The 15,869-nt window shown below is 41.8% G+C and carries 8 protein-coding genes; all 8 read right to left on the reverse strand.

Annotated features, from left to right (window positions below; translation table 11 throughout):
• Window positions 1–72: 72 nt before the first annotated feature.
• Window positions 73–2,034 (reverse strand): DUF3826 domain-containing protein, encoded by a 1,962-nt coding sequence (locus tag KTR07_RS11090; protein ID WP_055217740.1) that lies wholly within the window; start codon window positions 2,032–2,034, stop codon window positions 73–75.
• 37 nt (window positions 2,035–2,071) lie between these two features.
• Complete coding sequence (locus tag KTR07_RS11095; RefSeq protein WP_055217737.1) at window positions 2,072–3,409, reverse strand: glycoside hydrolase family 28 protein; 1,338 nt, start codon at window positions 3,407–3,409, stop codon at window positions 2,072–2,074.
• 36 nt (window positions 3,410–3,445) lie between these two features.
• Window positions 3,446–6,307, reverse strand: a complete 2,862-nt coding sequence (locus KTR07_RS11100; RefSeq protein ID WP_008765808.1) for a glycoside hydrolase family 78 protein — start codon at window positions 6,305–6,307, stop codon at window positions 3,446–3,448.
• A gap of 32 nt (window positions 6,308–6,339) precedes the next feature.
• Window positions 6,340–9,669 carry a glycosyl hydrolase family 65 protein gene (locus tag KTR07_RS11105; RefSeq protein ID WP_008765809.1) on the reverse strand — a complete coding sequence of 1,110 codons (3,330 nt, stop codon included), beginning with the start codon at window positions 9,667–9,669 and terminating at the stop codon, window positions 6,340–6,342.
• A gap of 51 nt (window positions 9,670–9,720) precedes the next feature.
• Window positions 9,721–10,650 (reverse strand): glycoside hydrolase family 43 protein, encoded by a 930-nt coding sequence (locus KTR07_RS11110; protein WP_055217731.1) that lies wholly within the window; start codon window positions 10,648–10,650, stop codon window positions 9,721–9,723.
• Window positions 10,651–10,893: 243 nt separating this feature from the next.
• Window positions 10,894–11,562 (reverse strand): DUF3826 domain-containing protein, encoded by a 669-nt coding sequence (locus KTR07_RS11115; RefSeq protein ID WP_008765811.1) that lies wholly within the window; start codon window positions 11,560–11,562, stop codon window positions 10,894–10,896.
• A gap of 73 nt (window positions 11,563–11,635) precedes the next feature.
• Window positions 11,636–13,375, reverse strand: a complete 1,740-nt coding sequence (locus KTR07_RS11120; protein ID WP_008765812.1) for a thrombospondin type 3 repeat-containing protein — start codon at window positions 13,373–13,375, stop codon at window positions 11,636–11,638.
• A 226-nt stretch (window positions 13,376–13,601) separates the two neighbouring features.
• A complete protein-coding gene (locus KTR07_RS11125) occupies window positions 13,602–15,869 on the reverse strand; it encodes a RagB/SusD family nutrient uptake outer membrane protein (protein ID WP_008765813.1) in 2,268 nt (755 codons plus the stop codon).

A 15,869-nucleotide genomic window follows, 5' to 3' on the forward strand; every position in this document is an offset into this window, starting at 1 on the left:
AAGCAGCAATCCTCTCTATGTCAGAGATATTGCTGCTTATAGTATGCATTAATAAAAAGTATCTTTGAGGCTCTATTTCCTTTCCTTTGCTTTTTCCGCCTTTCGCTTTTCTGCATAGTCTTTATACATTTGGCGCCAGTTACGGCCATGCTCATAGAAATACAGTTCGATCTTCGTTTTATAAGCTTTAAAGATAGCAGATATCTGTTTCATGCTTTTGTAATCAACAGCTTGTTCGCGAGCCAGTTTCAGCTGTTCAAGTATAAAGGCTGTTTCTTCCTCCGTCATATCAGGAACAATCTCCTGATACCCTTTCATGGTAAATGCTACCTTGCCAACTGTATATTTATCTAAAATCTGCTCAACTTGTTCTTCCGTCAGTACTCTGCGCAACCCTTTCATCAGTCTTTCATGAACCTCCTTGGGCATAGCTGAGTCTGCTATTATCTCACGTTCGAGCTGAGTTAACGGTTTGCCCGTTGTAGGATTGATACCCGCAGGTATTGTCGTATATGGATGATCATTATGCCAGTCTCGAACCTGGCGAAGATGATTATAAATAGTCGTCACCGCAAAACCTGATTTCTTTTCATCATCCAGATTGAGTGAAGCTACCCATTCCATTGCTTTCTTTTCAAGAGAAGCATCCGATTTCAATTTGGCAAAAGCCTTCTTATCAAAATAAGCAGCCACTTTGTCGAACGAACGAATTGCATTTTCCGGTAGTAACTCCCCTTTCTCTCCAAAACTGTACATGGCAGACTCCGGTTCGATAGTTACTTTACTCTCATCCAACATCTTTTTATCTAAATCGAAGACTTCGGCAAAGAAATCATAGACTGCATTTCTTTTATTCGGACCGAAATCATGTTTTTCTTTGGGAAGATGAACGTTCGTCACGTTGTCTTTCGCATCATAGAATCCATAGATACGCTGCAAATACGGAAATTCAAGTGCAGGAACACTTGCTGTCCAGTCCCCGCCATCAGAAACCACTAATTGCGGACGGGGAGCGAATGTTGCAGCCAGTTCGGCATTACAAGTACCTCCTGCCGATAGCTGAATAGGCATACCGCTTTCACAAGGACAACCACCATCGAAATGAGAAGCCAGACTAACCACCGGGGCAGAAGCAGTAAAACGGTCATCCAACGTTGTCAGTAGTACAGTATGCGTTCCACCACCGGAACCACCGTTGGCACCAATACGCTTGGTATCGATATCTTTACGGGAAGCAAGCATATAATCGAGAATCAACAATCCATTCATTGCCTGAATAGTATGTGCCGCACTACTGCGATGCGCCGCACTTCCCACCTGGAGAATTGATTCTCCCCAGCCAAACAAATCATAATCGACACAAACAGCTCCCATACGAGCTAATGTGCCCATACGCTGCTGCTGATCTTCCCGATAACGACCGCCACCAAAATGTCCGTTCGGACAAATAATCAGAGCGTGTTTCCCTTTCGATTGAGGCGTATAAACAGACCCGCAAACATACAGTCCCGGAAGTGTTTCAAGTGCAAAATTCTGCACAGTATAGCCATCAAACTTCCGTATTTTCGATAGAATGGGGGTTGAGTTTACACATTGGGCCAATAAAGTATCGATCCCCAAACGTTGACGGACCTCTTTTCTCAGTGAATCGGCACGAAGTTCAAAAGCCTGCTTATCCGCATAAAGCGTATTGAGATAAGCCAGCATTTTTTCTCCGTCAGCATCTGTACGACGAGGATATTCATAAGCCTTCAACTTATATAGATTACCGCTCTGTCTGACAAATTTATAATCGAATGGTGACAACACATTCGTCAAAGATTCTTCTACAGAATAAGGGCGGATACGGAAATCAGCATAAGGTAAAATCTTTCCTACCGTATCAATATCATATTTCAGACGGACTCCGAAACGATTTTGAATATCTGTCAATACTTCATTCAAGGGACGGGCAAATTCCGTCTCGTATGTCTGCGTCTGTGCTTCTGCCGAAAGAGATGCAGCGAGAAGCAATGAGAAAAGGATTCGTTTCATTTTCTTATATTTATAAATATGTAACCTTCCAAGAGGTTTATTTCAGTTTTATTTCTTCACCGTTAATGATTACGTTATCCATAGTGATACGTTCACAATCTTCAAAGATACACTTCTGTCTGGCTCCCTGAATATGGATGTCACGCAATACAATGTCAGAAATCGGAGCTTCTTCCAGTCCTACTATTTTAATCGGAGTCTTTACATCCGTCACAGTCATACCACTGATATGAACATTACGAAATATCGGAGTACGCTCACTCTTTGCTTCTGCAGGCATTTGGCTGTATTTCAGATTCAAGACGACAGCCTCCTGCTTGATGTTACTCATTACGATATTGCTGACACGGATATCCTCTACGACTCCTCCCCTTCCACGGGTTGACTTGATGCGGATACCACGGTCGGTTCCGTCAAATACACAGTTAGAGATTGTGACCTTACGTACACTGCCACTCATTTCACTGCCGATCACTACACCACCATGACCGGCAAGCATCGTACAATTGGTAATAGTAATATTCTCACACGGCACTCCCAAGCGGCGGGCTTGTGCGTCTCTTCCGGATTTAATCGTAATGCAGTCATCGCCTACAGAAATATGGCAATCACTGATATGTACATTCCGGCAGGATTCAGGATTGATTCCATCCGTGTTGGGAGAAGGGACATTATTTATTGTGATCCCTTTGATGGTCACATTATCACAAAACTCCGGATTAACAGTCCAGAAAGGAGAATTGACAATTTTCACTCCTTCAATCTTCACCTTCTTGCAACGAACAGGCTGAATGAACGGAGGGCGGAAAAAACGACGCTGCAAAGTGCTGACATAATCTTTATTCGTCTCTGCATAGATGGCAGTCGTATCATTCTGAGCATCCCACATCGGCTGATATTTATTAATATCACGCATACCATTATCTTTTAGGTCAATCATTACACGAAAGAACTCCATCCACCACTTCTTACCTTGACCATCCAGTGTACCTTCTCCCTTAATAGTAATATTTTCCGCATCAACCGCATAGATTAACGGCTGGAAACTTTTCATCATGACTCCTTCGTGACGTACTTCTACAAAAGGAAGATAATCATCAAAGTTGTCTGAAAAAAGCAGGGTAGCTCCGGCTTCCAGTTCCAGTGTAATGTTACTTTTCAGATGGATACTTCCCGTCAGATACGTTCCGGCAGGAAAAAAGAGCGTACCTCCGCCTCCACGATTCAAACGGTCAATCGTTGAATTTATCAGCTTTGTATTGAGAGCTTTCCCATTTGCTTTTGCACCCGCTTTCAACATATCAACGCGTTCGGCACGAAGGATCGCTGTTGCGCAAAGGCAAAGAAAAGCCAAAAGAGTGATTCGTAAATTCATATTCTATATTATTAAATAGTTCTTCTTTTTTATATCTTATTCGGCAGCAACAAACTTATATGTCCCGCTTTGTACTTCTTTCGGTTCTTTTTCACCCGGAAGATAAACGATAGCAGTGGTATTCACCGGTACAGATACATTCAGAGTAAAAGTACCGCTCTGACGAGTCCAGTCTACCAGAATCGTACCGTAAAGAGTCTCATAAGTTGATTTAACGTATTTCAAGTCTCCTACCGGCTTCGGAGCAATGACAAATTTCTGATAACCTTGCATTGGCTCATCCTTTTCATTTACAGAAGCTGATAATGTTGTAGACGGACGAATACCAATCAATGAATTAAAGAACCATTCATCAATCTGTCCCATCATGAAATGATTCCATGAAGAACCCTGACGCGGGTCCCACTGCTCCGTCAATGTAGTTGCACCAAACTTCAACTGGAAGCCATATCCGGGAGCTTCTTCATGATTGAACATCTTATAAATAAGCTCATGCTGTCCATTACGTGCCAATGTCTGAATCAGATAGCGGTTTCCCACATCTCCCGTGGTCAAACGATTGCCGTGCGATTCCACATCTTTAATCAGATTCGTCAACACTTTGGCAGCCAGACTTGCATCCGGCGTGTAATCTCCTTTATCTCCTGTACTTTGAATCATCTGAAGGAAGATGGGAAGTGCATTACTAGCTTGACTCCCTGTACCATATTGTGCTGTATTACTATCCAGGAACCGTTTGTTAAACGCTACCATTATATCGTATGCCAATGAACTGTAATAACGAACGTCAAATTCATTGCCTACCATTCGGGCAGCCTTTATCAGATACATGACAGTCATATAATAATGTGCCGTAGCCACCAACGGAACAGGTGTATTACGGGAGAATCCGGCGCGGAAATCTCCATAATCATACCAGTCACCCAATCCGAAAGAAAGAATACCGTTATCTGCCCGAGTCTTAAGATAGTCAGTGTAACGACGCATATGCTGATAATACTTCTTAATCAAAGAATCATCCCCGTAAGTTTCATAGTACATAAACGGGAAAATAACCAGTGAACCTCCCCACTCCGGGGATTCGGCAAAAGCATCCATTCCGGGACCTTCAAAGACTACATACTCCGGAGCCGTTGTGGGCATTGCCCCATTCGGATGCTGGGCGTCTGCCATATTCTGCATAATCTGTGGAGCATAGGCTGTCAGATCATAATTATAGAGCAGTCCCGGTCCATTAAGGTGCACCTGTTCCAGCCATCCGAGTTTCTCCCGATGCGGACAATCAGTAAATACGGATTGCATATTACTGCGAACCGCCTTCTCAATCAATCGATGAGCTGCATTGAATATTCGGTTGGAAGATTCGAATGTAGAGACTTTCTTTGCCGAATTATAGATAAAACAGGATTGAATGTTTTTAAGGACAGGCAGTTTCTGAGGATTTTTCTGCCCTTTCAATACAGCACCTTCTACCTGAATGTACCGAAAACCATAATATGAAAAACGAGGATGCCAGATTTCGTCACCTTCACCTTTCAGTGTATATTCATAATAATGCTGACGCCCTGTCTGACGCTGATTACAAGCTCCTTCATCCATCAATGCTTCCGCTACTATCAAGGTGACTTTCTGTCCTCGTTTACCACGTACGGTTATCTCCGGAAAACCGGCCAGATTCTGTCCCATATCCAACACAACTGCAGAAGGGTCTACTGTTCGTTTGGTAGATTTGGAAGCAGCCATCACCTGTTCTGAATTCAACTTGGTTACTTTCTGAATATCATACCGTTCCATAATCTTCACCGGAGGTGCCATCTGCGAACGGAGCACTCCTTTCGGCGCTTCCTGAACCACTACCGGACGCCAATGACTATCATTGAAACCAACTTGATTCCATCCTTTCTGTTCGCGACGGGCATCATAATCTTCCCCTCCATAAATACAATTAAAGGTTATCGGACTCAGATCATATTTCCACTCATGATCCGAACGGATCGTCTCGCGTGTTCCATCCTCATAATTGATTACTAATTCAAATAAAAGTGTGGGAGGACCAAAACTAATCTGCAATTTGCGATAGCGCCCTCCCTGTACATTGTAGAATCCATTCCCCAATAAGATTCCTACAACATTCTCACCATCCTGTAACTGCTCCGTTACATCGTATGTATTATAATAAACACTCTTATCATAATCGCTCCAAAGCGGAGCAAATTCACTATCTCCTATTTTTTTGCCATTCAGAGAAAACTCATAGAATCCCAGGCCACAAACATACGCAGTAGCTTCCACGATTTTCTTTCCGGATTTCCGATTCGCATTCTTCCCTTTTGCCTCTCCTGTCTGAAACGTTCTTCGCAAGCAAATACTTTTCTTTGCCAAAGTATCTACCGCTTCCCAAGCAGCTTTCACCTCCGGTTTCTTCAATTCGCCACCATGAAACTTTCGCCCTTCGGGAAGGTGAGAATCCTTACGAGTGATGGCGCCGATCCATTTCCCTGAAGAAAGGTCATCGGATGCCAAACGGAATTTTGCTTCCTGACTCCATTCGGAAGGAGTATCCGTCTCATCCCAGACACGCACACGCCAACTATAATTAAATGGATTATTCAGACATATATCCGCTCCTTCAGTCGGAACCAGCTGACTCTGTGAAGAAGTAACCTTTCCACTATTCCAGACGGAACGTCCGGTAAAAGCCTCCCTAATCTCTATTTCATAAGCAGTCTGTCTCGTGCCATTCTCCGGTGATTCCATTGCCCATCCCAAACGGGGACAGCTTTCAACGACCACCAGCCCTTCCTGCATTTCGCAGGTAAGGCGGCTGATCGTTATATTCTTTGCCTGTACGAAGCATGGCAGACAAAGTAGAAGAAGAAGATATTTCTTAAAAGTCATTATTGCTCTGTCTCTTATCTGTTATAAATATATCACTTTAATGCATTCTCGCAAACAAGTCTTGTCAACGTATCTGCATGTCCTGCTTCTTTTCCATTCACAAAGATACGCAATCCCTTTCCACAATGATAACGATCGCCATTCTTATCCCAAAGAATCGTCAGATTATGACCATGATATAAAACATTATCCAGACAGAACCAATCCCATTTATCTGCCGGAATCAGCGGATTAATCTCTATCGTATCATCCAGACGCGGACGAAGTCCAATCAATCCGGTAATCATCAAATCATTGAAAGTAGAATGATTGTAATAGCGACTACGCTCCTGATCGCCTTTCAGCCAATATCCGGTTACTTCGTCCAGATACTCGCCAATATATGGACGTCCACGATGATACTGCGACTCTACATACAATTCCATCTGACGGAAATATACGCTGTCAGACAAAACGGTCTGAGGATAATTATTCATGAAATTAGCCATTGCAGTTAACGTCTGTGCAGAAGCAAACGGCCAGATAGCCCCGTCCCATTCACATTTACCGACTCCGCGTGTGCGGAATTCCGGATGACGGCGTTCTGCCGTAGTCAATCCATAAGGAGCAGAAAATCCTTTCTCATCCATAATTTCTTTCCAGGCAACTTCATATTTCTTTGTTGTATCCGGTAAATTGAAATACCACGGAATATATCCGATTGCCTCGCGCACATTGGCGGAAGAGTCAGTACGCATCGTTTCAAAGAACTGATGGCGTGTATTCCATAAATCGTTTTCTACGAGACTCTTTAATGTATCCGCTCTCATACCATACCTCATAGCCATTCCTTCATCACCGGAAAGGATTCCCATTATCGAAAGGGCTTTTGCATTACCATACATATAGCTGTTAATCGTCGGACGGGCATATTTCTTATTTCGGCCGCCACTGATGGATTCCTCCATGCCATCCTGTACATCACCCTGCCAATACAGTCCGTTCTTCAAACGGTTGGTACGTTCCCAACGCTGATATTCCGTTTCCAGATCCTTCGTCATATCCAGCATGAAATCTTTATCGCCATCCACCATATAGCGTGCCAGTACAGCATCTGCATTCCATGAACTGAACTTATCCATCTTCTTCATCGGTCCTCCATCATTGCCACGATACCATGTATGGATAATCTGATCCAGATATTTCGGATCACGCAGCCAACGACTTTCATAAATATGATGTCCGATAGCACAGGCAATCAGGTTATACTTATCCGAATAAGAACGCTGAACCAGAAACTCGGTCATACCATATCCGACGGGAGTCTCCTTGATATGCTTACGCAATGACCACCAACGATAATAATACATTTCTTCAAAATTACGCTGCGGGCATTCAAACAAAGGGATATTTTCTTCCATCCATTCCGAAGCCTTGGCATTGGGAATAGCCTGAACAATATTTTCATCTTCCATGCCATTGAAAGATTCTGCATAATGACTAAAGTCTGCATATTTCAAAAAAGCGGAAGAAGCGTCCTTATCGGTGGACGAAGTCTTCACATTGGCTATACGATATTCTGCCAATGGTTCCTGTCCGCCTGCATCGGGCAAATCATAGGTTTGGTCAGCAGGAGTATCCACAGTCGGGAATGTACGCATTTCTCCGGTACGGAAAACAATCCGTTCAATCGTTGCTACCGGAGCATAGAACATACGCAGCCCTACCCTCTTACCATCCACATACACTTGAATATTACGATCGGCAGTCGAAAGAACAGCTTCTACATGATAAGTCTTTCCTGCTTCATAGTTCATCATATTTGCAAAACGTGAACCACCTTTCATACGGAAAATACCGTCCGGAGTGAGTTCCAATCGTGAACAGGCAATGCTGTTCTCATCCAGGAAATCAATCTGAAGTATACCTTTATCATTCTGTCCTGCCGACAAATCAAATGAGACTTTCAATTCTTTCGAAGCCGGAATCTTACGTTCTACCTTCGCATAGTCGAAGGGATCTTTATCTTGTAGCTTCAACCATTCTCCTTCTAAAGAAACGGGTGCCCAAACCGGAGAATAAATATTCCAATTGGTCAACTCAGCTATTGATCCCGACTTTGAAAAATCATCATCCGCGTGTGCAGAAGCATTAATCTGTACCGGAACAGGAATGCGGGAAATCCACATATCTTCTTTATTCACGCTATATGAAACCCATAAATCACCATCTGCAGGCACTCCGTTTCCTTCCTGAATGCCACGGGGATATTGAGGACCATATGATTTGTAATTTCCTCCATAGCGCATCGGAGTAATTTCACCATGTACCAAGTTTAATGTAGTATACTCCAATCCGTCCTTACTCAACGAAATAGCCAACGGCCAGCGGAATTCCGACGGATTATAAACCGTAGCATAGGTTCCATCGCTCAGACGTTGTCCCCAGATTTTTGCATTACTGTTGACAAATCCTTTTGCACGAAGCACAGGTTCTGCCCAGGTATGTCCCCCATCTTCACTGATCGAAGTCAAAGCGTGTTTCCAAAGACTCGCAATGCGTCCATCGGGCAATGTATAGCAGTTGAACGCTTTATATCCTTTTTTCAGTGGAATGATCGGATCTTCACGGTCAGCTTCTTCTACCCATTGCATCATATAAAGCGGATTATCCAGTATTTCCTGGCAAGCCTTTACGAATTCCCGGTCTTTGCTCTTTTTAAAATAGGGATAATCGGTATTCTTTTCGTTAAATCCATGATTGTAATAAATGAAATAAATCGGTCCGAACGAACCGTCCTTCTTTATCTCACGTACTACCCGACCGATACCGTTTCCGTCGTTCGGATCATCTTTCTTATCCAAAGCTACTCCGTAATTTCCCATCGTAATCAATCTGCCCGACTTAGATACATAAAAGCCTACACGCTGGTGCATGATAGCAATCAAGTCTTTTGCCTGCATACCCGGACGGGATTCTTTGGTATATCCGTCCGGCACTTTGTAAGGAGGAAACACTATTTCCGGATTTGTCCATTGATAACCGTCTTTCGAGGTCATGAGGAACGTTTGGGAAGGTGGTACATGTTCATCTGACGGATCTGCCAGATACTGATAATAAAACTGACCGTTCCAGTAAGCCAGCATAGGCTGATGGTTGTAAGTCCATCCATTGCCGTTCGACGCTTCCGGATGCTCGCGGTTGGCACGCACCAGTTGAATATTATGCACTCCCACTACCGGAGACAATTGTCCGTCGTGATAGGTGGGATTCGATAATTCTTTTCCTGTGTAATGGATTCTGTCCTGCGGAGTCTGCGCCTGAATGGTAGTCGCCATCCATCCGGCAGCCAATACAAGAAGAATCTTCGTTGAGTTGTTCATGATTTATTTCAGGTTTTAGTTTATTCCGGATTCAACTTATCTAGTTTAAGTTTATTTCTTCTTGCTTTCTTCCAGCAATGTTTTAACATCTGATTCTGAAGCTCTAAAGATGGTTCCGTGTTTATGCCCGACAGGCACACTCACACTTTCTGTGATATCCGTGAAGTTCTTAAAATCACGGGTACGCATGGCACCGTATATTTTCTTTTTATAAACATCAAAATAGATCAGATAATCATCACCTAATTTCTCGACAGTCGGTCCCTCTACAAACGATTCGGTAAATGGTTGTGATGACGGCGAATAAGGTCCTGTCAGAGAGTCAGAAAAAGCAATTTTCAGATTACGTTCGGGACGTGTATTATCTTTGAGCACCATTACATAATCATTTTTTGCCCGCTTCACAATGACAGCGTCAATCGAGCTGAAACCGGGATCATATAATACTTTCGCCTTGGATACTGTCTTAAAATCCTTTGTAGTGATGTAGTATAAACGATGATTATTCTCTTCTTCTTCGATTCCCTTTTCAAAACGACCTGGTACACATGAAGCCCATACTACCATAAACTGTTCGCTCTCGTCATCATAAAAAATCTCCGGAGCCCATACATTGACAGTGGTCGGTTCGTCTGCCATTACAGGAATCATTTGTTGCTCCGACCAGTGAATCAAGTCTTTGGAATTTGCATAACCAAAGCCTAAATCCCCTTTCCAGCTGGTGGTCCATACCAAATGATAAGTACCATCCGGCGTACGCACCATGGAAGGGTCGCGCATCAGGCGATGTTGTCCCAATTCCGGCTTCAGCCAAACACCGGGAATACTGTCCCAGTGCATTCCGTCTTCACTATACAGATATCTCAAACCTTCATCAGCCGGCTCATGAAATGAAGTGAACATATAATAATCTTTATTCCCTCCACAAGAAGCTAAAAGCAGGATGCTTATTGCAGCTAATGTATTTCTTAACTTTCCCATTTCTATGATTCTTTTACACTATACTAATATCCTTTATACAGAGACGATGAAAAGCCGGATTTGTACTCAAATAGATTGGAAGATTCGTCAGAATCAAAATTTAGAGACGATAAAAAGGGCGACTCTCCGAGCCACCCTTTTCCTCCATCAAACAAACTAACCATTTAATAATGGGAAAGAATTCCACTTCTTTTTATAGTATCTCATTGGTTACCAATCCTTTTTTTACCGGATTCTATACTTTTACAGCGTTCCTCCCCGTGCTTTCACACGTTTGGCCCACTCTTCACGTTCTTTCGTCAAATTATATCCCCTCTTGGCCAGATAATTGTTGATACGTCCTTTGTACTTGCCGAAAGCCGCATGTTTCTTATTTGAATTTTCCGCATCCATGGCAAACTCACGCGCTTCCACCAACCAGGCATAGATTTGTACCTTTTCTTCTTCTTTCAAAGAAGGAATCATATCAAGCGTAGCTTCATAAGTCACTTTCACCACACCATAAGTCATTCCATCTTTCACCGCTTCTATCTGTTCTTCATTCAAGAAGAGAGACAAGCTGGCCGGAAAGGCAAAATGAGAACGGTACAAAGCCGCATCTTTTTCGTTTTCAGCAGCCTTCAATGCTTCATTTTTCGCATCACCGGTCAACCCCGATTCTTTGACTGCCTTCACCTTTGCATCCCGTATTTCATAAATATCATTCAATTCGAAATAGCGATTGGCAATCACATTACAAACATCTTCAGCCACTTTTGCATCCGTCAGTCCGAGTTTATCTACAATCTTTTGCGAACGGTTGACGATAGACTCCACATATTTCGGATCACGATTCTCTTTGTTCAAATCGACTGCTCCAGCAGATATCCAACCGCAAAGAAACAACAGAGACATTAAAACTATCTTTTTCATTTCATCTTATTTTTTATACCATATGCCAAAAGGAAACCCAGTCCCGGTATCTTATACCGATACCGGTTGCAGATTACATTAATTTTCCTTTCTCAGCCAATGTATCGTAGTTATTTTTTAAATCTCTCCAGTCTACTTTGTGTTTTGTACTGATTCCATTGATATACTTTTCAATATTCGTATATCCATCACCTGTACAATCTTTATTAGCATCACTTGGATCATTCGGATTCAATCCATTAGCAATTTCCCATTCATCCGGCATACCGTCACCATCAGTATCTACATACGGAGTCCCTTTGTATTCGGGGAAACCACCCATCTGACGAATATCAGTAATGATACCTATCTTATAAGAATCTTTGGGTAAACGACGATATTTAAACTGACCGTCCTCTCCCATTGACTTAGGAGACAGGCCTGTAAGATCACCATTAGCATCCTTCGCAAGTTTCTTATCATAATAAGGAATACCTGTTTTTACTTCTTCTATGATGCGTTCGTCCACGATATCACGGCAGGGTATATTGGCACCGACATGTTTTGTCACATAATCATAAGCATCATTAGCTGATGTAATTTTGATATAAGGCATTGCAAACGGCTCATAGCTCCGCATATTCTCAGTATATCCGGCTGTATTTGGCTGACTCTCGATTTGGATACCACCATTCCAGTTATCTTTCGTGATTTCCGGATAGCCTTCCATAACGTTACCATCAGCATACACGCGACCGTATACCTTATAATTCAGTTTACTGCGTCCGGCTTCCGGTTTCAGAATACGGCAGCCTACCGTATTATTCTTTGGAGTAGCAGGACCGGGTTTATAATAGTTATTGATCATATTGAACATGGCGGTATAATCGCCACCATCAGAAGAACGATGCACCCAATTAAATACTACATTATTAACGAAGTTGAATACTCCATTCCAGCCTACAGACGGATTGCGACCAGAGTTGCTGGCCCAAAGGTTACGCATAAATGCACAGTTCTCACCTCCCAGTGTGCTACCGAATGCATGATTATAGGTATCCAGAGCTTTTGCAGAAATTGTATTCTGAATAGTCACATTGACTGTCGGAAGTTTCAAGTCCTTGCTTTCATATTGGCCTTCACTCGGATCGTACATATGACGATAGAAAGAAATATTTTCGTCCAGTCCCCATGTACATGAACAGTGGTCTATCATGATATTACCAATCGGATTACCACCGAAAGAGTCGTCACGATGCCATACTTTTGTTTCTCCACGACGGAATCTCATATGACGTACAACTACGTCGTGTGTATCCACCCAAAATGATTCTCCGGCAATGCAGACACCATCACCCGGTGCTGTCTGTCCGGCAATAGTAACGTAAGGTGCTCGAACAATAATCGGAGATTCCAGACGAATGATACCAGCCACATTGAATACAATAATACGTGCACCACCTGTCTCACAAGCTTCGCGGAATGAACCCGGACCACGATCATTCAGATTAGTAACCGTAATTACTTTACCTCCACGACCACCAAAACTATACATTCCACCTCCTTCAGCACCCGGAAACGAGGGAATTCTAGCTTGTGGCAAATCATAGGGACGACCAGCCCATGAGATATAAGGACGTCCTTCTTTTGCTTCTTTCAGTACTATAGGTAACGCTTTCTCCCATGCTTCATCAGAACGTTTCCGTTCCTCGGTCATCATCTTTGTATAATTCGCTTTGGCTTCGTCAGTTATCTGCGGGTATTGTGCCCATACAACGGTCGGAGTCAACATTGCAGCTGCAAAAGCTACTAAAAGTACATGTTTCTTCTTCATTTTTATTAGGTTTTGTGAGATTGATCATTCTAAAATACAATAATAAGACGCAAAACAAGGAAATATGTAATCAGAAAATATAATATATTTTTCTATTCTAACTTTAAATACAAAAGGACCACTTATTCCTTAATATTCTTTTCAAAAGATCAAAGTGATAAATGGTCCTTAGGTTTATTTCAGAATGAACATTCTTCAGATCAAGTAATTATTTTGATAAACGAATTCACTCTGCCAAAGGATCAAAGGTACCATCAGCTCCACCTCTCCAATAGTCGCCCCATCCTATATTTTGTTCTAATGACACATTGTTTTGCATCGCATTCTTCTTAAAACCTAAGATATAATAATAAGGTTTAAATGTTGGAAGAATAGTTTCATCATTACCGTCAGTACTAAGATTTTTACGTTTAAAATGTTCTTGATAAAACTGAGCCAATGCCTTTACCTTTGCATCTGCATATGTTATTTCATCATCGGCTGATTCTGTACAAGTTATATCTTCAGTCAAACTTAATGCTGTCGGACGTTTATTCCATAATTCATCATAGGTTTCTTTTATTGTTTTATCTTCATTGTAGACATTATTACTTTTAGCAGCAATAAAATTTTTTGCATAAACCTCAATCCGATGTCTTCTCTGACCATTCAATGGTTCAACTCCTAAATAGTTACATGTATTGCCATTAAAACCTGTAAGTTTCCAAGTCGATTTCAGTGCTTCTTGGCCCACTCCACCATCAAATAACATCCAACGTCGCACATCGTGGAAACGTTTACCTTCATAAGCAAGTTCTATTTGACGTTCATAAAGTATAGCCTCAAATAGTTTGGCACGATCATTAAAAATAGCTGGATCTAATCCACAATTATCTGTATATCCTACACGCTTACGAATTCGTTTAAGAGCATTCACTGCCTCGTCAAAATGATTTGCCCCACAAGCAGCCTCCGCATAATTCAATAATACTTCGGCAAAACGTATTTCCATATATGGAGCAGCAGACTGTCTGAATCCATTACCTGAAGTCTTTTCAAAGATATATAAAGGATTAGAATTGAGTGCTAAATCATCTGTACGCTTACGCAAATAAATCCCCGTATTTTTGGTACCTAGACAATCAGCTGCATAGCCTGACTTAGAGTTACTATTACGATCATCTACATTATCATACCAACAATAATTCCACAACTTGTAATTATTCCCTGTAGTATACCCATTAATGCCATAAGGTAATTGACCTTTTTCACCAAAAGATTTCAAGTCATCACTATCAAACTTCCATTCTACACCAGGGAACGCAAAAGTGCGATAAAATCTTGGATCGCGGTTTAAAAAGAAAAGTTCTTGATTATAATCATAAGATCCATTCATGTCATTTGGTTTCTTCCCATCCGCCATTGGAAAAAGATCAACCATTTCTGCAGTGGGAGTCATACCACCCCCACCTCCAGCATTAGCTGGGCGAAGAGAATGTTCCCATCCATTCCATTTTTCAAGCTGTAAGTGCTCGGCTGGTGATACATTATTATATAAAGTTACTAATACTGCCTCAGAAACAGTTCCTCCACCACCTTCTGAGCCAATATAATCGGAGAATATCTTTCCCCAACCTGCTGCATTCTTTCCTGAATTGTTTTCATAAGCCAATCCAAAATTACCTTCTTCCAGTTTTTTTACAGCAGCTAAGTTTGTTTGATATGCAGTTTCCCATCGTGTAACATCATCCGCCCTATTAAAAAGCGGACTGGCATATAACAATTCCACACGACCTTTTAAAGCCAATGCTGCCCCCGATGTTATGCGTCCAAAATTCTTATTTTCTGACTCCCAACGTGCTGGCAGATAATCAGCAGCTGTTTGCAAATCTTTGCAAATAAAATCAATACATTCTTTTGTAGACGAGCGTGGAACTACCAAATGAATACCTTCACTATCTCCAATTATAGGATTTTGTACATTATCAATAATAGGTACACCACCATACATCATTACCATTAAATAATAACGCCATGCACGGAAGAAAAATGCTTGTCCCAACAATAACTGCTTTTGGCGTTCAGTTAAACTTTCACTGCCAATCACTCCTTCGATCATATCATTACACTCACGAATACGCACCCAAGGAGAATAATTGTTATCTAGATTAAAATAATCAGTAACAGTTTCATAATCTAGAGGAGAATTAGGATTCATCAAACCTGATATCCCTCCATATTCTTCTGTACATTTCGAATATTGATCACTTGTTCCTGTGCTTGGCATATCACCCATAGAACCAGTCAGATCAGATCCACCCGTCGCACTCGGCAGCATGATATAATACAAGTAAGCTATACGGTTATCAGCTGACTCATAGTTTTCATAAATAGTCGTACCGTTAAAACTTCCATATAATTTTTTGTCTTCCAAAAATTGATCACTACAACCTGTAAAGATGGCAGCTGTTATGGTCAGTAATGCAATTGAACCATACTTATTTATTTTCTTCAT

Source organism: Bacteroides sp. MSK.20.82 (genome assembly GCF_019052485.1).
GTDB lineage: Bacteria > Bacteroidota > Bacteroidia > Bacteroidales > Bacteroidaceae > Bacteroides > Bacteroides thetaiotaomicron.